Source organism: Streptomyces gottesmaniae, assembly GCF_031845845.1.
GTDB classification, from domain to species: domain Bacteria; phylum Actinomycetota; class Actinomycetes; order Streptomycetales; family Streptomycetaceae; genus Streptomyces; species Streptomyces akebiae.
In genome coordinates this window covers 516,670-536,198 of sequence record NZ_JAVRFJ010000001.1, presented here as the reverse complement: position 1 = coordinate 536,198, position 19,529 = coordinate 516,670, and the positions used below count along the sequence as shown (strand labels likewise).

Genomic DNA, 19,529 nt, shown 5'->3' with positions numbered 1-19,529 from the left:
TGCCATCGAATACTCGCGGCTGGGAGCGTCCGGGTGCCCCGCGGTGTCAGCCACCCGCCATCAGTCCGGTGGCGGCTCCGGTGATCTGGGTGAGGTTGGCGGTGGGGAGGAGGATGCCGATGTCGTGTTCGGCCAACGACCGGAGGCCATCGGCGCGGATTGAGGTCAGGTGCGTAGGCGGGCAGTCGGAAGGCGGGGAGCCATGTACGTTCACGGCGATGAACTTTCGCATGGCACAAGTCAGGTGCAGGCGTACGTCGTCCCACAGCAGCACCTCGGCCCGCCTTGCTGGATGCGTGCGCGCACCAACAGGCCGCGCGATCCTTCCAACCGAAGCCCTTCGGCTCGTGCTTGCGGCAGTGGTACTCGCGCACGGCGTAGGGCAGCCTGGAGCGCTTGCCGGACGTGTAGCAGACCATCCCGACCATCGACACCCGGTCGGAACTCCCGGCGCCCACCCCTACCACCGGTGTGCGGCCGATGCGTCACCAGGTCCTGGTGGGCGGCGGCGCCATCGACTGCCCGGCCTCGTCCTGGCGGACGATCCAGGCGCAGAGTGCCAGGACCAGCGGCCAGACCCCCTGCTTGCGCAGCTCCACCGCCGCATCGTCGCGCTCGATCGCCCGCCGGGCGGGGTGGCTACCAGGACAGCCGTGCCGTCTCAGCAGCCGCCGGATGCCCTCCACCGCGCAGGTGCCCTCCACGGTGGAGGAGACGTGGAACAGCCGACCGATCAGGGTCTTCACCCGCGCCGGCGTCCACCGCTGATCTGCCCACCCGTGCGCGAGCAGCCCGCGCTCCAAATCCCGCTCCAGCCGCGCAAACTGCATCTCGCTGGCCTTCGGTCGGGCCCGGTGATCCAAGCAACAGCAGGCCTGTCTCGCCGCGCTCGCGCCAGGCCCGGCGCCACCCGCTCCACCGACCGCTGCGCTCGAAGCGTTCCACGGCCTGCAGCTTGATCGGCTCCCCCGATCCCCTGCTCGACTGCGGCCCTCCCGGCGCCGGTCAACCCGCCGCCCTGCGCGTACCTCACGTCCCAAGGGCTACCGGCACCGACCACCCCGCGTCGGACGAACCGGCCCGACATCACCCACTCAAGTTCAGTAACAGGTCGGGGCGGCGGCCTTGGCCAGGCCTCGGCTCTGCCTGTCGTGGTGGACGCCGTACGGGATCTTGAGGCCACGAGCAGCCCATGGCAGGCTCACACCGCATGATCGATGAATTCGCGAAAGGCAACCTGCACGGGAGACTGCGGCGGGACCGCGAGGCGCTGCTCTGGAAACTCGACGGCTTGTCCGAATACGACGCCCGCCGACCTTTGACAGCGACCGGGACCAATCTCCTCGGCCTGGTCAAACACGTGGCCACCGTCGAAGCCAGGTACTTCGGCGAAGTCTTCGATCGCCGTTCCCCGGAACCGCTGCCCCGGTGGCAGGACTACAACGGCGGCGATCTGTGGGCGACCGAGGACGAGACCCGCGATCAGATCATCGGGTTCTACCGGCGCACGTGGGAACACTCGGACGCGACGATCGACGAGCTTTCCCTCGATACCCCCGGCCATGTGCCGTGGTGGCCGGAGTCTTATCCCAACACGAACCTTTTCGCCGTCATCGTCCATGTCCTCGGAGAGTCCATCCGGCATGCCGGGCACGCCGACATCCTGCGCGAGGGCCTCGACGGCCGGACCGGAGTGCGCGCCGAACACGAGAAGCAGATCGACGAGGAAGCCCGTGCGGCCTACTGCGCGAAGATCGAGCAGGCCGCCAGGTCGGCCGCATCAAGCAAGGCTTAGTGAGCGTTTTTCATTCGCAAGCTGAGCTGGCCTGCAAAGTGGCCGGTTTTGAGCGTCGTTGATCCGTGCGTGGGTGAAGTGGTCGGTGAACAGGTCGGTGAACTGGTCAGGCTCAAGGCGGTGGTCAACCGGTGAGCGAAGTGGCTGGCAGACGACACGAAGCGCTCGTTGCGCGGCCGCGTGAATGTCGGGTCGGTGAACGTCAGGGGCTCAACGCAGGCGAGCAGCAGGCGATCCGGCAGGCCGTAATGGATCACCGGCCCTGTCCCTGGGCGGTGATTCGGGCCGGGGCCGTGAGTGAAGGCAGCTGGGTGATCTCCGCCCCACCCGTCCGACATACGCTCTGACCTGGTCACCGGTCGCACCCGGGGGCGCCAGGGGTACACGCCGGTCGTCCGCCAACCTCGAACGGAGCCTTCCGATACACAGCCGGGCCCGGGAACAGGCCCACATCGCCGGTCGGCAACACGCACACTTGCAGTCAGCTCGAACGCTCGACGCGCGCGAGCCACTCGGTGAGGAGGGCGCGCAGAAGTTCCGGTTGCTCGTGGGGTAGGGCGTGCCCCGCGTCGTCAACCACGGAGAGCGAGGCGTGCGGGTAGTGGTCGATGAGGTCGGTAGCGGCGGCATACCCGACCGTCGAGTCCAGCCGACCCGCCACCACTACTGTCGGACCCGCGTAAGCCGGGGTGTGATCGGGGGTGAGCTCCCACCGCTCGCCGATTCGCTCGAGCGCTGCCTGGTCCACCAGTGCGGCGGCCGGGGCGACGTGACGTTCGTATCGTTCGAGCATCTCCGGGGTTTGGATCACGAAGTAGCTCCGGAAGACGTCATCACCGATCTCACCGGATCCGGCGACGACGCGGTGCGCTGGGACGTCGCGCAGTCCTGGCAAGAACGGACAGACGAGCGCCAGACCGGCGACCTTCGCCGGGCGCCTCGCGGCCATCGCCTGCGCGTAGTACGCGCCCGCCGAGTGACCGATGAGGAGGTACGCAGCCCCGCCGATGACCTCGTCGGCGAAGTCGAGCAGCGCATCGAGGACGTCGTCGGCGCTGCGCAGCGTTTCGGGAGCGATGGTCCGGCCCATTCCAGGGAGATCGGGATAAATCCGCCGCAGCCCCTCAACGCCTTCGAGCACCAGCTCGAAACAAGCCTCAGTCTCGCGGTGGTCGACGCCGGCGCCGTGGAGGACCAGCACAGGGCGACCGGACCCGTGCTCCACGTAGTGGACCACCACCTGACCCACGGGAATCTCCATCCCCGCATGCTAATCCGGCACGGGGCGCCCTGAGAGAGTCATTGTCAATATCTGCGGGTCGGGAGAGCTTGAATATGCCGAGAGTGTCCCGCTCCGGGATCGGTGCGGCCTCATGCCGTTCCGCTCCATGCCATTGGCTCCATGCCATTGGCTCCAGCGATGGGCAGGGTCACTGCAGAGCATGGTGGCTGGCCACGTGCTCGTGGGCGGGTCTCGCCGGTCGCGCCGTGGAGGCACTGGTCGTTGAACCAACCGACCCGTCCGCACACCCGACCGAAGCGTCAATGCCCAGTCTCCCTCGGGTGTGCGGTGAACGCGAAAGTCGTGCATTGGCTGCCCGTATCCGAATGGTGAACAAGTCCCGGTCGCACAGGGCCCAACGGTCAACGACGTTCTGACTGCGAGAGCCGACCCCTTTCCACCGATCCCTTTCTCTTTCGTCCTGGCATCCCTTGTTGGACATCTGGCCTGTATGACAGGGTGGTTCACGCTTGGAACATCCGTATCCGGCCTACCGGCTCACACGGGTCGTGGCGTTGCCCGCTCCCCCACAAGGCGGTCGCGCGGCATCGCCCGGGCGGTCACCACCTCAACACCTCCCTCTCCGCACGGCCACACCAGGTCCGCGCTGCTGCTGTTCCCGCATCGGCCCGGGATGAGGCTGCCCAGTGCGCCCTGGGAGAAGGAAAGCCCCTGTGTCTTTCGCTCACCCGTTTCCCGCAAGTCCGGCTCCCGACCCCGAGACCGCTCCAGGGATGTCCGACGACGCCCTCGTCGCCGCGCTGAGGATGTCCCGGACCATCGAGGGCACAACGCCAGTCGCGGCGTTGATCGCGCGACACGGGCCATCAGTCTCCGAATACGCGGAGATCTGCGCCTCCGGTTCATCCGCCATTGCGCGAGCACTCGCCGCTGCGGCGTTCCGCCATGTGGTGCAGGGCCTCCAAAGAGCCGGGTCCACCGATGCCCTGCGCCCTCGCCTGCTCGTCGCCGTGCGGGACACCGCCCGTGCGCGCTCACAGACCGGCAACGTTTCGGGGCTGTCGTACGACCAGGCCGGGGCCGCCGACAGCGGCAGACCCCCACCACATTCGATCGCCGAGAACCGGCACCTGAGCCAGGTCGCTTTTCTGCGGCTTCCGAGGACCACGCAGTACGTTCTGTGGCATCTGGACGTGGAAGCCGAACCATCGGCCGTTCCCGCGGCCTTGCTCGGAATCGAAGGGGAGATACCAGCCTTCGAGTTGGACCGGGCCAGGGAGCAATGGCGTTCGGCGCTCCTGCGCACGCATGTCGAGTACGCGGCGGGAAGAGAGTGCCGGGACTACAGCCGCCTCCTCGACGCACCCTCCCACGGTGCCGGTTCCACGCTGCCCGAGGTGCAACTGCATCTGGATCAGTGCTCCTACTGCCAGGACACCGCCGAACAGCTCAGGCTCTGCGCCACGAAACCGGGCGTACTGCTGGCGGAAGCGCTGCTCGGTGAGAGCGCTCACCCCTATCTGGCCGCGTGCCGGGCACGCCCTTCGCGCACAGCACCCGTTGCCGCGACCGCGGACGGAGCCCACGCCCGGCCCTCGGACACCCCGCAGACGCCACAGAAGCCGGCAAGGAGGGGAAGGCCCGGCTCCACCCGCAAGGGCACGAAGATCCTCGTCGCCGGGATCGTCGCCAGTTCGGCCGCTGTCGCGGCAGTACTCGTCGTGGCCGGCACTTCGTCCGACACCACCGCACCGGCTCCGGAGACACAGCGGCCTACGCCCACGCCGTCACCCTCCTCCCCCACGACCTCGACCGCACTGCCTGTCCCCCCGGGGAGCGGCCGACTGCGCAATGCGGCCGCGGACCTGTGCATGGACGTCCGGGGAGCGCAGCCCGAGCGTGGCGCGGAGGCCACCCTGTCCGCCTGCTCGGCCGCCGACACGCAGCGGTGGACCTACGTTGAGGACGGGCTCCTGCGTAACGTCGCCGAACCGGATCTGTGCCTGGACGCCGGCGGGGACGACGAGGTGCTGGACCTGGAGTTCTGCGACGCCTCGGGCGACGTCTCGTTCGGGCTCCGCTTCGAGCTGAGCCCCGAAGGGGAACTCCTCACACGCGACGAGAGAAACCTCGTGATCGCGCCCGCCTCGCCCGAGACCGGCACCGTTCTGGTACCCAGTCCCCGCAACGGAGAGGCGGAACAGAGGTGGCTGGTCGAGCCGGTCCCGGGAACACCCACCCCCCAGTCCGCGACATGAGACTTCGCCGGTACCGAACAGTGCGCCGGGCGTCGCGGACATGCCGACGGGCCTGCGAGGCCGCCGCCGGGCGACGGAGAACAAGGTCGAGCTGTTGTCTCGGCTCACGCGGGGCGAGGGACTTCACCGGTGCCTACGCCCAGGACATCCTCGCGGAGATGCGGACGGCGATCGACGCTGGGGTGAACGGTGCCGGGACCACCGATGAAGAGGCGGTGGTCGAGGGGCTACCACATGTGGGACGACTGGTGCGTGCAGTAGCTTCATGGCGTGTCCACGCCCCCGCCGCAGCGGTCTCCCGCGACCCAGCCGTACCTCCTGCCGCCTCCCCCGCAGAAGAAGAGCCGGGTCGGTGTCTTCCTGGGGGTCGTAGGCGGGGTCATGGCTCTGTTGATCGTCGCCTGGGCCGCGGTCATGGTCATCGGCGTCGGCACCGACGGGGACTTTCCCGAGGCGCGGTACCGGTTGACCCTGCCCGAGACCCTGCTCGGCGGTGAGTACAAGCTGGAGCAGGACTTCTCCGACTCCCCGCAGGACAGTTTTGAGCAGCACGCCGAGAGCGCCCTGGGCGGCCTTGACGTCCAGGCGGCCGTCGCGATCTACACGCCCGCGGACCGCGGGGGCCAACTGAACGTCAGCGGTGTGTACGGCCGGTTCAAGGACGCCGACGACGCCCGGGACACCATGCTGCAGGACGCCGCCGACCCGGAGGGCCTGTCGATCGCCCGGGCACCCAGGGACTTCCGCCCCTCCGGCTCGGACGTCCCGGTCACCTGCCAGGTGGTCGCCAAGGAGGACCTGAACATGCGGGTCATCATGCCGATGTGCGCCTGGAATGACGGCAACACCGGCGCTCTGATCGGCGAGATCGATCCCGCGGTCTCGTCCGGGGACGCCAGGGACGTGGACCTGGCGCGCCTCGCCGAGCGGACCCTCCGGATCCGGGACGAGCTTCGGCAGCCGATCAGCTGACGTGGGCCGGCCTTGGCGAGAGAGGAAGCCGAGCGGAATAGCGCACGATCAGGAGCCCGTCGTCCTCGCGAACTCGCTCTGGGGCGAGGGTAGACGCACTTCTCGGCGGTTTCACCCAGGTTGGCCAGAGGTGCCGACGACCGCTCACCTCGACCGACTCCACGAACACGTCCTCCACCGAGGAGAACAACAACTTCTCACGTCGCGGCCAGGCCACAACAAGGGCCCCGGAGCCGGATCTTGTCTGCTACCGGAGCTCCGGCCGCCACCGGCTTGGCCCGACCCGCTTCGAGCCTCGGCGGCGGCCGGTCGTGTCCAGTGACTCGTACATCGGACAGGGTGGGCAGGGGCAGGATTCGAGGGGCGAAAGTTGCGAAGACTTTCGGGTGACTGCGCAGGTCATTGACGTGCAACGTGTTCGGTTCTACGGTCCCGGCCGACGACGCGACGGCTGTTCGACGTGACGAACGGCACCCCCCACCTAGGAGCGTCCGCATGAGCCGCTGCCCCCGTACCTCCCAGACCCCCCATTCCTCCCAAACCCCCCGCACATCCCGCCCGTTTCCATCCTCCCGCAGGTCCGCGCTCGTGGTCGTCGCGGCCGCGGTACTGCTCGCCCTGGCCCCCACCACCGCTTCCGCGTACCCCAACCCCGGCACGGTCACGGGAGCCACCGCCGTCCACGACCCGACGATGATCCGCACGTCTGCCGGGCGTTACCTCCTCTACGCCACCGGAGGCGGTCTGTCCTACCGCACCTCCACCGACCGGATCGCCTTCGGCGCGGGCGGCGACGCCTTCCCCTCCAGGCCGCTCTGGTGGTCGCGGTACGGGGCGACCGAGGCCTGGGCGCCGGACATCTCGCGCCAGGGTGACAGATACCTGATGTACTACTCCGTCTCGACCTTCGGGTCGAACGAGTCAGCCATCGGGCTGGCCGTTTCGGCGACCGGCCTCCCCGGTTCCTGGACGGACCACGGCATCGTCTACTCCTCCGCCGCCTCAAACGACTACAACGCCATCGACCCCAACCTCTTCGTCGACGACAACGGCACCTGGTGGCTGTCCTTCGGGAGCTGGTGGACGGGCCTGAAGATGATCCAGGTCGATCCCTCCACCGGAAAGCAGCTCGCCGGCAACACCACCCGGTACTCCCTCGCCTCCCGCCCCAACGGCACCAAGGCCGTCGAAGCGCCCTTCATCGTCAAACGGAGCGGTTTCTACTACCTCTTCGCGTCCTACGACACCTGCTGCGCCGGCACCGGCTCCACCTACAAGGTGAAGGTGGGGCGTGCCACCAGCGTGACCGGGCCGTACCACGACAGGAACGGCGTCGCGCTCCTGAACAACGGCGGGACACCGGTGCTGGAGTCCCATGGCCGGTACATCGGCCCCGGCGGTCAGTCGATCATGAAGGACGTCGACGGCGATCTGATCGTCTACCACTACTACGACGGCAACGACAACGGCAGGCCCAAACTCGGCATCAACCTCCTGGACTGGAGCAGCGGATGGCCCGTCGCCCGCTGACCCGGGGACAGCCACCGCCCCGAGCACCCAACGCCGGTCGTCGCGGCCCCGGCGAAGACAGTCCTTCGGGAGACACTGCTGGAATGATCATCGAGCTGCGGGCAGCGCGAGCACACGGCACTGCCCGACCCACACACCCCTGGCCTCGGGATATGTACGACGTCGGCCGGAGGCGCAGGGGTTGTGTCCGCACGTGCCGGATCTCCACTCGGTGGGGGCTTCACCGAAACCCTGGCGGTCGTTCGCCTGTGTGCGGCCCCCCGGTCAGCACATTCCGCGCAGGCAGGCAGGTCGCAGACGACAGTATTCGTCAGCAGAGCCAGTGCGCTGGGATCGCTTGCTTGACCGGCGCTGCCGTCGCCGAGCCGGCATCGCCCTCGTGCCTGACCGGCGCGGCTGTGGGCGGCTTCCCCAATCTGATCGGGCGTGTACCGGGCCGAGCCCCTTGGTTGGTTGCGGCTTCATGCTCTTGTCGGGGCGTGTGCCATCACCGTCAGCTCCGCGCGGCGGCTCAAGCCAGGTGGATGAGGCGGCTTTCGTAAGCGAAGACCACAGCCTGCACCCGGTCGCGGAGTTCGAGCTTGTGCAGGATCCGCCCCAGATGGGACTTCACGGTCGCCTCCGCGAGGTACAGGGTGGCCGCGATCTCGGTGTTGGACAGGCCGCGGCCCACCTGGACGAGTACCTCCCGCTCTCGGACGCTGAGCCGTCTCAGCCGGGCGTCGTGGTCGGCGCTGCTGCCGTCGGGGATGTGCGGGCGGAGCTTCTCCAGCAGGCGGCGGGTGATCCGCGGGGAGACCACCGCGTCGCCCGCGGCCACGCTGCGTATGGCGGTGAGGAGTTCCTCGGGCCTGGCGTTCTTCAGCAGGAAGCCCGAGGCTCCGGCCTTGAGTCCGGCGAAGGCGTATTCGTCGAGGTCGAAGGTCGTGAGGATCAGCACTTTGCTGGGCGGGGAGATCCGGATGACCTGTCGGGTCGCCTCGATCCCGTCGGTTCCGGGCATCCGGACATCCATGAGGACGACGTCGGGACGCAGTTCCCGGGCGAGGCGTACGGCCTCCATGCCGTCCGCGGCCTCGCCGACCGGTGACATGTCGGGCTGGGCCTCCAGGACCGTGTGGAAGGCCATACGGAGCAGCGCTTCGTCGTCGGCGATCAGGACGCGGATCGTCATGCGGATACCTCCCCGCTGCTGCTGAGGTCGAGACAGGTATGGACGCCCCAGCCGCCGCCCGGGAGCGGTCCAGCCCGCAACTTTCCGCCGTAGGCAGCCGCGCGCTCGCGCATGCCGGGGATGCCGTGGCCGAACGGTGTGGCGCCGGGGAGGGCCGGACAGGGGCCGCTGTCGGTGACGTCCACTGTCACGGTCGTGGCTGAGCACAGCACCCTGACCTCCGCACGTGTGCCGGGGGGTGTGTGCTTGAGCGTGTTGGTCAAGGCTTCCTGCACCAGGCGGTAGGCCGTCAGTTGTGCGGTGGCCGGAATGTGGGTGTACCCGCCCTCGACATCAAGTCGGGTCGGCAGCCCGGCGACGCACATCTGGTCGGCGAGGGCCTGCAGTTGTGCGATGCCGGGCAGCGGGTGGCGCTCCGCGTCCGGTTCGTCGGTCCGTAGGACACCCAGGGAGCGCCGCATGTCGGTCAGGGCCTGCCGACCCGTCTCGGAGATCTGGAGCATCACGGTGGTTGCCTTGTCGGGCGACCGGTGCTGCGCGTAGACGGCGGCATCGGTGAGGGCGACCATGACGGACAGGTTGTGGGTGACGATGTCGTGCAGTTCCCGGGTGATACGTGCCCTTTCCTCGGCGACGGCCAGCCGCGCCTGCTGCTCCTGTTCATGCTCCAGGCGCGCCGCCCGTTCCTCCAGGGCCGCGAGGTGGACGCCCTTGGTCCGCACGTTCACACCCAGGACGGCGGCGGCGACGACCATCGCGGTCGCCGCGACGAACGTGGTCGGAAACGCTCCTTCCGCAGCCCAGCGCAGACAGGCAAGCAAGACCCCTGCCTCCACGATGGCACCGGCGACGAGTGTGCCGCGCCGACCGGAGTTCGCGGCCACCGTGTGGAGCGCCACCAACAAGGCGATGTCCGCCAGCAGTTGAACGTCCATCAGCCACTGGACGAAGGCCACGGCTGCGACCACGCCGAACACCGTCAACGGGGCCCGGCGCCGCCACACCAGGGGCAGCGCGAGGGCGGCGGTCAGGGCCACCGCCACTGCCAGTTCTTGGGGCAGCCGCGTGGTCATGACGTTGACGAGGAGCAGCGTCGGCAGCAGCGAGTCCCGCACCACGGGCGGCAGCCGGGAGCCCCAGTGCCGGGCGTCACCCACCAGGCGCGCCGCACGTGCGGATCCCGGGCCGCTGTACCTCGCCGGCCGCACCCGCTCCCGGTGACGCACCGGGTGGGAACAGCCGGGCTTCGTGTCCGCCTCGGTCATCACACGTCCCTGTCGATTCAGCATCACGGTTGCCCGGCCGGGCCACCACCGCGTACAGCCGGAGCCGGGGGCGCGTACGGGGGGAGCGAAGTCCCGGTCTGCCCAGCGTGCACCGGGGCCCCGTCACGGTATGCCCGCGGCCGGAGGGAACGCATGAGTCCACGGTCTGATGGCACCGTGCAGAGATACGACCGCAGGAGGAGTCCCCCTACCTCCCTCGGTCGCAAAGCGGCCGTCCACCTGCGGTGTTCGGTTGCGACTCCGGTCGCATGCGAGGGCGACCCGGGACCGATGCGGCGGTGCGTCGCTCGCGCCGAGGATGGCCGGGTGAACGAGATCATCACGGGACTGCGCATGTCCCCCCTGGAAACCCTTGCCTTGCTGGGCGCCGTCGCGCTGGTGGTGGTGCGCTGGCTTCCCCCCGCCGCCCGCCCACGCGTCACCATCACGGCGGGATCCGTATGCGTACTGTCCGCGATCGTGCTGGGCGTGGCGGGGATCCGCTGGCAGATACTGCCGGTACTGGCAGGTGCTGCCTTCCCGTTGGCATTCGCCGTCGTGCCGCTGCTGCGACGACGTACCGGTCGGCCGACGCGGCGGGCCCGATGGTGGCTGGCCTTGCCGGGATCGGTGGCCTGTATCGGCCTGATCGCCTCGGGCCCGGTGGCCGCCTGGGCCTTTCCCGTACCCGTGTTCCCCGAGCCCTCGGGCCACTTCGCGGTGGGCACCCGCGTGATGCAGTGGACCGACCCGCACCGTCCCGAGACCGCCACCGCCGACCCGCACGACCGGCGCACGGTCGTGGTCCAGCTCTGGTACCCGGCACAGCGGAGCCCCGCAGGCGCGCAGCGAGCCCAGTACCTCGGACGCACGGAACACGAGGCGCGCACCGTCTCCGACGCCCTCGCGCGCTATTCCGGCCTGCCCGGCTTCCTGCTCGACGGCGTCGCGCACGCCCACACCCATGCGGTCTTCGACGCCCCGGTGGCCGACAGGGGCGGACGATTCCCGGTCGTACTGTTCTCCCCGGGGCTGGGGGGAGTGCGCACCCAGAACACCGCTTGGGCGGAGGAGCTGGCCGGCCACGGCTATGTGGTCGCCGCCCTCGACCACCCGTACGACTCCGCCGCCGTCGTCCTCGCCGACGGTCGAACGATCAACACCAAGATCGCCTCTACCGGCGACGACGACGAGGACGACAGACGGGCTGTCGAAACAACGCGGGTTCGGGCTGCCGACCTCAGCTTCGTCCTCAGTCAGCTGGGCCGTCTGGACCGAGGCGAGATTCCGGGCCCGCCGACCGGACGCCTGGACACCGGCCGAGTCGCGGTGACCGGCCACTCCCTGGGGGGCGGTGCCGCCCTGCAAGCAGCCCGCCAGGATCCCCGGTTCGACGCCGTCATCAACCTGGACGGCTACCCCCGCGACCCCGACCTGCGCCTCTTCCGCCAACCCGCACTCGCGCTCACCCAGGCCATCAGCCCGGAAACCGACGCGCGCTACCTACCTCGCCTCACCAAGGTCCTCAAGCTCAGCACCGCGACGAGCTACCGGCTCACCATCCCCGGCGCAGCGCACCTCACCTTCATGGACGGCCCGCTGTACCTGCCGCCGGTGCCCTCGCTGGTGGGGTCTCTCGGCCGCACCGAGAGCGTGCGCATCGTCGCCGCGGCCACTCTCGCCTTCCTGGACACCACCCTGCGGCACAAACCTGGTGACCTGGCCGGCGTTCTGTCGGCCTACGGCGACCTCAGCGTGTACCGCCCGGGCACCAGCCGCTGATCAGCCGCGCCGCTCCGCCACCAGCCGCTGATGCCCCGCCCGGTCGCCGGGCGGACGGCCGGCCGGGCGGGCGAGCGAGTTGGCTCGGCACGCACGGCAAGCGGGACTCTCTTGGCGCCCCCCTACGCCCCCAGCAATGGCAGCGCCGCACCCGGTATTCGGTGGGGTCCAGCACGACTGGCCCGACAGCCTCCGGCACCGTCCGCCGCCGCTCAGGCAACGACGCCACTGACAAGGAGCTTGCACATGTCCGCGAAGACCCGATCACCATGGCGCCCGACCGACCCGACGTGGAGCGCATCGACATCCTCACCGACGACGACAGCATCGCCGACATAGGCGATCGGCTGGAGAGCCCCGACAGCGAGGCCGCAGTCTTTTCCGGGCGCATCGTGATGCTCGGCCTGGCAACGCACACCTGCCCACCTCCACACCTGGCAGACCGGACTGCGATGCGTGGGGCGCCGACGGGCGTCGACGGGCGCCGCCAAGTACTACGGCCCCGACCGGTGTCATAACAACCTGACGCCCGCGCATGCCGACGCGGCGGCGTCAGGGCTGCTGCGGCCAGGGATACGCGCCGTCCTCCTGCACGGCACGCCCTACCGTCCGCAGAACGACTCCCACTTCGTCTCCGAGATCGACCGCCTGCTGGAGGGCACTGCCCGCGGAAACGCATTGCTCACCCGGGGGATGGCCATCCAGGGCCCGCCGTATTCGACGCCCGATGTCACGGTGGCCGGTTTCCGGGCTCACCACCGCTCTGGTGCATCATGGCCTCGATGCACGTGAGCGGTGGTGAGTCCGCCGCCGACTGGGACGCCGTGTGCACCGCCGGCCTGTTCGACCCAAGCATCAATGTCGTACACGGAGTGGGCCGACTGCTGGACTCCATGTGCTGCGGGCGGATCCGCATGAGCCTTCGCCCACTGTGCAAGCTCCTTGAGTGCCGGTTCCAGCGCCAGGCCTGTGGGCGTCAGCCGATAGGACACCCGCAGTGGCTGGCATCACCCCGGCGCCACCACGCACTTCGCCGACCGGACCGACACCCCTGGCAGTCAGGCCGCGAATTCCAACCCAGGGTTCCCACACTGCCGATATGGGCGAGGGAATCCTCGTACGGGCACCACCCCACCGAACCGGCAACGTGAACTCGCGGTCGGCTCCGAGCGCCGCGTCAAGTCCCGCGAGCCGACTGCCCAGCCATGCGCCATGCCCCCCGGCCTGCCCGCCCGACTCTCTCGGGCCCCATACCGGCACAAGGCCATCAGCACCCCGAACCGAGAGCATGCCTCGGCCACCCTCCCAGGCATGCCACCGCCGCGCTTGCCCCACGCACGGCGGCGCTGCCCGGGGTCAGCCGGTGGTGTCCGGTTCCCGTGTCGCGAGTTCGGCCGGACTGGCACGGAGCATGGCCTTGTGAAGGTCGTCGTGCGGCGGCGACGGGGGCAGGGGGCCGCGAGCCGGGGCTTCGAGCGACTGGATGAACAGGGCGACGACGCGCCGCCAGGCGTCGGGGGCGGCGCCGCCCGTGGCGTTCACGACGCCGGCGTTGGCCATGTGGAGCAGTACGACGTCCGAGGAGTCGAAGTCCTCGCGCAGCCGGCCCGCGGCCTTGGCTCGACTGATGAGCTGCAGCATGCCCTCGAATGCCTCGTTGCGGCGTCCTTCCATGGCCTTGGAGTTGGGGAAGGTCGTGGTCAGCACGTCGGCGAAACCATAGTCGGCGGCCTGCATCGCGCAGGCGGTCTCGATGTAGCCGACGAAACCGTGCCAGGGGTCGGGGTCCTCAAGGGCGACGGCGACCGCGTCGGCGTAGGCGTCCATGCGGTCCGCGAAAACGGCGGCGACCAGCTCTTCCTTGGCGGGAAAGCGGCGGAACATGGTGGCGATGCCGACACTTGCCTCGCGGGCCACGGAGGCCATGGAGGCGTTCAGGCCGTCGCGGGCGAACACCTTGCGTGCGGCAGCGATGATCCGCGCCCGGTTGCGTTCGGCATCGCTGCGCAGCGGCTGGGCGGCGGTGTCGTCGGGATGCTGGGAGCCAGGGGTCATACCCACCAGTCTAGCAATCGGATTGACCTATCCACTTTTGACGCTAGCCTCACCCCAGCAGGGCGGAGTGGCCTATCCACTTCCCGAATCGGATAGACCACTCTGATTACTGCTTTCCGCCCTTCCCCATGAGTCCTACGAAAGGATCGCTGTGACCAGCATCGCCATCGTCGGAGCCGGCCCCAGTAGGGGCCTGGCCATCGCCCGCACCTTCGGCTCCCAGGGCTTCGGCGTCGCCCTGATCTCCCGCAACCGCGAGAAGCTCGACGGACTCGTCGGCACGCTCAGCGCCGAAGGCATCACCGCCGCCGCGTTCCCCGCCGACGTCCTCGACCACGACGCGCTCACCCATGCGCTCAAGGAGCCGCCACCCGGTTCGGCGGCATCGACGTCCTGGAGTACTCCCCGCTCGCCATGGAATCCACCGTGCCGGCCACCCCGGCCGAGAGCGACCCGTCCCACATCCAGCACGAGATCGAGGTCCAGCTGTACGGGGCCATGGCCGCGACCAAGGCGGTCCTGCCCGCCATGCGCGAGGCCGGCACGGGCACCCTCCTCTCCACCACCGGCGCCGGCTCGCTCAACCCGCTGTCGGCGGTCGGCAACGTCAACGCCGCCGCGCCTCCACCAGGACTTCGCCTCCCCCGACCTGCGCAGCGACGGCCGCGCCGAGACCATCGCCGGGCCCAGCGCCTTCACCGAAGCGTTCCGTCTATTGGGTACCCGCCGTGGACGACCTGTCCGTTCCTGTTCCGTCTTGCAAGCGACCCGCTGGTTCCTGTGCGGTCCGGCCTGCCGGATCTACTCGTCTCGATCGCTAGATTCTCCGAGCCGATCGACGGACGTCATGAGGCGGTCGTGCGCTGGTTCGGCAGTGACAGCGATCACCCCGAGCGTGAACAGTGCCGGACTGTGTTCACGGAGAACGCGAGCGTAGTGGCGATGTTGGCGGAGGAACTGCCCCGTCCAGACGATCGGGTGAGGCTTCGACAAGCTGCTGGACTCGTGTGAGTTCCCGCGTTCGGGCCGCTTCCGCGACTCCTTGTGTTGTGTGAACGGAGGCGGTTGCCATGCCGCCGCAGGGTGTCACCGCTCAGCCGGCGGAGGAGACGGCGGTTTTCGGGGAGGGACCGTACTGGGTTGTCTCCCGGCGCACTGTCCACCGCCATACCGACGAGGTAGATGATCGGGCCGACGCCCGGTACCAGGGCGATGAGCATTCTCCAGCGGGACGTGCCAGTGTCGTGCAGCCGACGGACGGAGGCGCTCAGCATGGGCACGATGAACGGCAGCAAGAGGACGCTCAGCAGCAGGACCTCGATCGCGAGGCTGATTCCCGACGAGCATGCCGGCGGCGCCCACGTACAAGACCGAGAACCGCCAGTACTCCGCGCGCCTGGCGCGATCCGAGAACGTGGCGTACTGGGCGTACTGCCGCTTCGGCAAAGGAGCGTTGGCACATGATGGCGGTAAGCGCGCTTTCCGCATGCCGTGAGTCGTTCTCTCGCCGGAGCCCCGAACACTCCGAGACAGGCAGACGGGGACGGTGGGTGCTGCCGGGAGGGTGAGCGGTGCGCCAGTCCACACGCCGCATCGGGGCATCGGGGCATCGGGGCATCGGGGCATCGGGGCATCGGGGCATCGGGGCATCGGGGCAGAACGGAGTCAGCGGGGGCGGACGTCCCCCTTGGTGCCTCGGCCTGAACGAACCGGCGCACCCGCGCAGTTACCGCACTAGCCGAGGAGACTGCCACCGCTGGCGTCGAGCTGGGCGCCGGTGATTCATCGTGCTTCGTCGGTGCGAGGAAGGCGATCGCGTTGGCAACCTCTTCCGGTTCGCCGACACGCTTGAACGCCGAAAGCTGGGACATCTGCTCCCGGACTCGGGGTTCTTGAAGATCTCGTGCCCGTTGTCCGCGACGCCCGGGAATCACCGTGTTGACCTGGAGGCACCCGGCCTGTGACACCCACAACCCGGCGCTCACTTTCCGGTTCGCCCGCTGCCGACCGCCTGCTGCCCCGCCAGCGAGCCGGGGTCGCCGCCGGCGGCAGGGTCCCCGGCCGGACGCCGCCTCGTGACCGCGAGAAAGGTGACGGCGGCCGCGAAGACCAGCAGTGACGTCCAGTCGTTCAGGCGCAGACCGAGGACTTCGTGGCTCTCGTCCACCCGCAGGTACTCGATCCAGAAGCGGCCCGCGGTGTAGGCGGCGGCGTACAGCGCGAACGCTCGGCCCCGGTCGAGACGGAAACGACGGTCGGCCCAGATGACCAGAGCGACCACGCCGAGGTTCCACAAGGACTCGTACAGGAACGTCGGATGGTAGGAGGCCACGTCCCGCATGCCCTCGGGACGGTGCTCGACGTCGATCTCCAGTCCCCAGGGCAGAGTCGTCGCCCTGCCGTACAGCTCCTGGTTGAACCAGTTGCCCCACCGGCCGATGGCCTGGCCTAGCGCGATGCCGGGGGCGACGGCATCGGCGAACGCGGACAGGGCAACGCCGTGGCGACGGCAGCCGATCCAGGCACCGACCGCCCCACCGGCAACGGCTCCCCAGATACTGATACCCCCCTCCCAGACGTACAGGACCTTGACCGGGTCGCCGCCGTCGCCGAAGTACGGCTCGCTGGTGGTGATCACGTGGTAGAGGCGGGCTCCGACGATGCCGAACGGGACAGCCCACAGCGCGATGTCCGCCACGGTGGACTTCTCTCCTCCCCGTGCTGTCCAGCGACGGGTCCCCAGCCAGATCGCTGCCGCGATGCCGAGGATGATCAGCAACGAATATCCGCGCAGCGGCAGCGGGCCCAGCTGAAGCTCGCTGGTCGACGGGCTGGGGATGAAGGCCAGACTCACTGGTCGTTCCTCACGGGTTGTGGTGTGCGGGACGGCACGGCTCGGGTACGTTGCCCGGCTCGCTGCGGGACGCGGTCGCCGTGTGACGCGGTTGTACGCGGACGGTTCCGTCGTGTCGGTCACCGCCGATCCTCGCGCCCAGCCTCCGGCCGCACATCAACCGGCCGGTGCCTCTCCCACCAGCCAACCGGTTGACCCCAGCCGCACCGATCACCCGATTCAGGCGACCGTGTGGTGCGCCTACGCTGGTGGACATGGCACAGCAGTTAGCTCGGGAGCGGTGGCAGGCCGCCTTGCAACATGCCTTCTTCCTCACCGTGCTCGCCCTGTCCGTGCTGGGCACTCTGGCCGGAACGGACATGACAACCAGGGCCGCACTGCCGCAGCTCGGGCTGGCCGTGGGGTTCATCGCCTGGTACACGTACTGGATCGTGCTGCGCGGCGGAGCCGATCGTCCGCCGATGCCCTATCTGATCGGGGCGGCGGTCGGGTGGGCGGTCATGGCCGCGGTGGACCCCGCACTGCTTCCGGTGGGGCTGGCCGTACTGGCGCCGTACTGCCTGCGGCGCGCCGGATGGTCGGCCGCAGGAGTACTGGTGGTGGGGGCCATCTGGTTGGGGCAGCGCTTCGCCACGGACGGCTATGTCGATGTGCGGGAGTTCCTGGGGTGCGCTCTCGGCATGGCGGCCGCGGTCACCATCGTCGGTTACATCGCCACCCTCGAGCGAGAGGGTCACAAGCGCCAGCGGCTCCTGGACGAACTCACCGCCACCCAGGCCGAACGAGCGGCCGCCGAGCACTCGGCAGGTGTCCTGGCCGAACGCCAGCGCCTGGCCCGCGAGGTCCACGACACGCTGACGCAGGGCTTCGCGTCGATCTCCATGCTGCTGGACTCCGTACGCGACGAACTCGCGCCCGGCGCCCCCGCGGCCCGCCGCGTCGAGCAGGCCATGCGCACCGCCAGGGACAACCTCGCCGAGAGCCGTCGTCTCGTGCACGCGCTGCGCCCGGCACCGCTGGACGGTACGCCTCTGACGGACGCGGTCCGCGAGCTCATCGGCCGGCTGGCCGAGGAGACCGGCATCGAGGCGTTCACAACGGTCACCGGCCAACCGGTCGCACTGCCCGCCTGCACCGAGGGCGAGCTGCTGCGGGTGGTGCAGGAAGCGTTGACCAACGCACGACGTCACGCCCAGGCGGCGAGCGTGTCCGTGACGCTGTCCTACCTCGATGACGTACTGGCCATCGACATACAGGACGACGGCACCGGCTTCACACCGGCGACCCGGCATCCGGGCGTCGGGATGACCACGATGCGGGAACGTGTCGCCTCCGTGGGCGGGGCGCTCGCGGTGGAGAGCGCGCCCGGAGAGGGGACCACCGTCACCGTCACCCTGCCGCTTCCGGCCGTGTCACCAACCGGCGCACCGTCAAGCGACTCCGTGGACTTCCCGGCGGACACGCCGACGTACGGCCTGCCGGATGACGCCGGCCGCATCACACGAGCGGTGTCGGTGCCATGACCACGCCCCCTATCCGCATCCTGGTCGTCGACGACCACCCCGTCGTGCGCGACGGGCTGACCGCCCTCCTGGCGACCCAGCCGGACTTCAGCGTGGTCGGCGAGGCCGGCACGGGCGCCGAAGCCCTGCGGCAGACCGCCGTACTCAGGCCGGACGTCGTCATCATGGACCTGCAGATGCCCGGCATCGGTGGCGCCGCCGCCACCGCCGCCATCCGCACCGCGCATCCCGAGGTGCGGGTCCTCGTCCTGACCACCTACGACACCAACGCCGACATCACCGCCGCCGTCGACGCCGGCGCGGCCGGCTACCTGCTCAAGGACACCGGACGAGAAGAGCTCTGCACGGCCGTCCGCGCCGTGGCGCGGGGAGAGGCAGCCTTGTCCCCCTCCGTGGCCGCCAAGGTGCTCGCCCACATGCGCGGCGACAGAGGGGCCAGCCTCTCCGGCCGTGAGGTCGAAGTCCTCTCCGCGGTCTCCCGAGGACAGAGCAACAAACAGATCGGCCGCGCCCTGCGTCTGTCGGAGGCCACGGTCAAGACCCACCTGCTGCACATCTACACCAAACTCGGCGTCGCCGACCGCACGTCCGCTGTCACCGCGGCTCTGGAGCGGGGGATCATCCGGATCGGCTGAGGACACAGTGCTGTTCGCCGCGGATGGTGATGGCTTCGAGGTCGCTGCGGGGCATGACGGCGACGTCGGTCGGGTAGGAAGCGACGTCGCGGCGCGGAACGAGGTCGGCGGGCGGCGCGGCGTGCAGTGCGTCGTGTTGAGGCCGAGTGCGACGCCCGGGAGGTGATGGAGCACGCGAGGCCATGGAGCGCCTGACGGTCGAGCCATGACGATCCGTCGGCGGCACGCCTGGGCCTGAAGCTTCCGGAAGACCGCGCGTACGGCCGTGGACGCCATCGCCGTGGTGACAGCGGCAGCGCGTACCCCTTGACCTCGGCCGCGCGAGTGACGAACGAGACGTTGTTCGTGCTGCGCCTGTCGCCCCGCCTCGCCCCATCCAGCAGGTCACTTGCTGCAGCCCTTGGCCGCTGACCGGCACCCCGCGCCGGGGCGAGGTTCCACCG

At 69.4% G+C, this 19,529-nt stretch carries 16 protein-coding genes and 3 pseudogenes; 9 read left to right on the top strand and 10 right to left on the bottom strand.

The features are described from left to right. Positions 1 to 73: 73 nt before the first annotated feature. Positions 74 to 1,033: pseudogene (locus RM704_RS45430) on the bottom strand (transposase); the annotation flags it as partial. A gap of 177 nt (positions 1,034 to 1,210) precedes the next feature. Between RM704_RS45430 and RM704_RS02320 the strand changes: the two are divergent. Next, positions 1,211 to 1,795, top strand: coding sequence for a DinB family protein (locus RM704_RS02320; RefSeq protein ID WP_033527619.1), 585 nt, complete (start codon positions 1,211 to 1,213; stop codon positions 1,793 to 1,795). On the opposite strand, the gene RM704_RS02315 is transcribed toward RM704_RS02320, so the two are convergent. Both RM704_RS02315 and RM704_RS02310 read right to left on the bottom strand, forming a co-directional pair. Continuing rightward, positions 1,792 to 2,052, bottom strand: coding sequence for a hypothetical protein (locus RM704_RS02315; protein ID WP_157856700.1), 261 nt, complete (start codon positions 2,050 to 2,052; stop codon positions 1,792 to 1,794). The two genes, RM704_RS02320 and RM704_RS02315, sit on opposite strands and share 4 nt — an antisense overlap. Before the next feature lie 224 nt (positions 2,053 to 2,276). Further along, positions 2,277 to 3,056: an alpha/beta fold hydrolase gene (locus tag RM704_RS02310; protein WP_033527620.1), complete on the bottom strand. Its 780-nt coding sequence runs from the start codon at positions 3,054 to 3,056 to the stop codon at positions 2,277 to 2,279. Between the two features lie 755 nt (positions 3,057 to 3,811). Between RM704_RS02310 and RM704_RS02305 the strand changes: the two genes are divergently transcribed. The 3 genes from RM704_RS02305 (at position 3,812) to RM704_RS02295 (ending at position 7,798) form a co-directional block, all read left to right on the top strand. Further along, positions 3,812 to 5,296, top strand: a complete 1,485-nt coding sequence (locus RM704_RS02305; protein WP_063774483.1) for an RICIN domain-containing protein — start codon at positions 3,812 to 3,814, stop codon at positions 5,294 to 5,296. A gap of 270 nt (positions 5,297 to 5,566) precedes the next feature. Continuing rightward, positions 5,567 to 6,268: a hypothetical protein gene (locus tag RM704_RS02300; RefSeq protein ID WP_052146050.1), complete on the top strand. Its 702-nt coding sequence runs from the start codon at positions 5,567 to 5,569 to the stop codon at positions 6,266 to 6,268. Between the two features lie 588 nt (positions 6,269 to 6,856). Then, complete coding sequence (locus tag RM704_RS02295; RefSeq protein ID WP_033527621.1) at positions 6,857 to 7,798, top strand: arabinan endo-1,5-alpha-L-arabinosidase; 942 nt, start codon at positions 6,857 to 6,859, stop codon at positions 7,796 to 7,798. Positions 7,799 to 8,309: 511 nt separating this feature from the next. On the opposite strand, the gene RM704_RS02290 is transcribed toward RM704_RS02295, so the two are convergent. Both RM704_RS02290 and RM704_RS02285 read right to left on the bottom strand, forming a co-directional pair. Beyond that, on the bottom strand, positions 8,310 to 8,972 hold the full coding sequence (locus RM704_RS02290) for a response regulator (protein WP_033527622.1): 663 nt from the start codon (positions 8,970 to 8,972) through the stop codon (positions 8,310 to 8,312). After that, a complete protein-coding gene (locus RM704_RS02285) occupies positions 8,969 to 10,237 on the bottom strand; it encodes a sensor histidine kinase (RefSeq protein WP_078937130.1) in 1,269 nt (422 codons plus the stop codon). The genes RM704_RS02290 and RM704_RS02285 overlap by 4 nt, the downstream gene beginning before the upstream one ends. 291 nt (positions 10,238 to 10,528) lie before the next feature. Here RM704_RS02285 and RM704_RS02280 point away from each other — a divergent pair, with 291 nt between their 5' ends. Then, positions 10,529 to 12,019, top strand: a complete 1,491-nt coding sequence (locus tag RM704_RS02280; protein ID WP_033527623.1) for an alpha/beta hydrolase family protein — start codon at positions 10,529 to 10,531, stop codon at positions 12,017 to 12,019. A gap of 161 nt (positions 12,020 to 12,180) precedes the next feature. Further along, the gene (locus RM704_RS02275) at positions 12,181 to 12,537 is read left to right on the top strand and encodes a hypothetical protein (protein ID WP_157856701.1); all 357 of its coding nucleotides are present in this window, start codon (positions 12,181 to 12,183) and stop codon (positions 12,535 to 12,537) included. A gap of 387 nt (positions 12,538 to 12,924) precedes the next feature. Here the strand turns inward: RM704_RS02275 and RM704_RS02270 are convergent. The 3 genes and pseudogenes from RM704_RS02270 to RM704_RS02260 form a co-directional block, all read right to left on the bottom strand. After that, positions 12,925 to 13,020, bottom strand: a pseudogene (locus RM704_RS02270) (winged helix-turn-helix transcriptional regulator); the annotation flags it as partial. Positions 13,021 to 13,375: 355 nt separating this feature from the next. Next, positions 13,376 to 14,074: a TetR/AcrR family transcriptional regulator gene (locus RM704_RS02265; RefSeq protein ID WP_033527624.1), complete on the bottom strand. Its 699-nt coding sequence runs from the start codon at positions 14,072 to 14,074 to the stop codon at positions 13,376 to 13,378. A gap of 106 nt (positions 14,075 to 14,180) precedes the next feature. Beyond that, a complete protein-coding gene (locus RM704_RS02260; RefSeq protein ID WP_311588982.1) occupies positions 14,181 to 14,426 on the bottom strand; it encodes a hypothetical protein in 246 nt (81 codons plus the stop codon). Between the two features lie 62 nt (positions 14,427 to 14,488). Here RM704_RS02260 and RM704_RS02255 point away from each other — a divergent pair, with 62 nt between their 5' ends. Beyond that, positions 14,489 to 15,085: a Rossmann-fold NAD(P)-binding domain-containing protein gene (locus RM704_RS02255; RefSeq protein ID WP_311589046.1), complete on the top strand. Its 597-nt coding sequence runs from the start codon at positions 14,489 to 14,491 to the stop codon at positions 15,083 to 15,085. Positions 15,086 to 15,273: 188 nt separating this feature from the next. Here the strand turns inward: RM704_RS02255 and RM704_RS02250 are convergent. Next, positions 15,274 to 15,348 (bottom strand): annotated as a pseudogene (locus RM704_RS02250) (DUF805 domain-containing protein); the annotation flags it as partial. A 707-nt stretch (positions 15,349 to 16,055) separates the two neighbouring features. After that, positions 16,056 to 16,928: a prolipoprotein diacylglyceryl transferase gene (lgt, locus tag RM704_RS02245; RefSeq protein ID WP_052146052.1), complete on the bottom strand. Its 873-nt coding sequence runs from the start codon at positions 16,926 to 16,928 to the stop codon at positions 16,056 to 16,058. A 254-nt stretch (positions 16,929 to 17,182) separates the two neighbouring features. Here lgt and RM704_RS02240 point away from each other — a divergent pair, with 254 nt between their 5' ends. Together RM704_RS02240 and RM704_RS02235 are read left to right on the top strand one after the other, a co-directional pair. After that, positions 17,183 to 18,451 carry a sensor histidine kinase gene (locus tag RM704_RS02240; protein ID WP_157856702.1) on the top strand — a complete coding sequence of 423 codons (1,269 nt, stop codon included), beginning with the start codon at positions 17,183 to 17,185 and terminating at the stop codon, positions 18,449 to 18,451. Further along, positions 18,448 to 19,086, top strand: a complete 639-nt coding sequence (locus RM704_RS02235; RefSeq protein WP_033527627.1) for a response regulator — start codon at positions 18,448 to 18,450, stop codon at positions 19,084 to 19,086. The genes RM704_RS02240 and RM704_RS02235 overlap by 4 nt, the downstream gene beginning before the upstream one ends. Positions 19,087 to 19,529 lie beyond the last annotated feature (443 nt).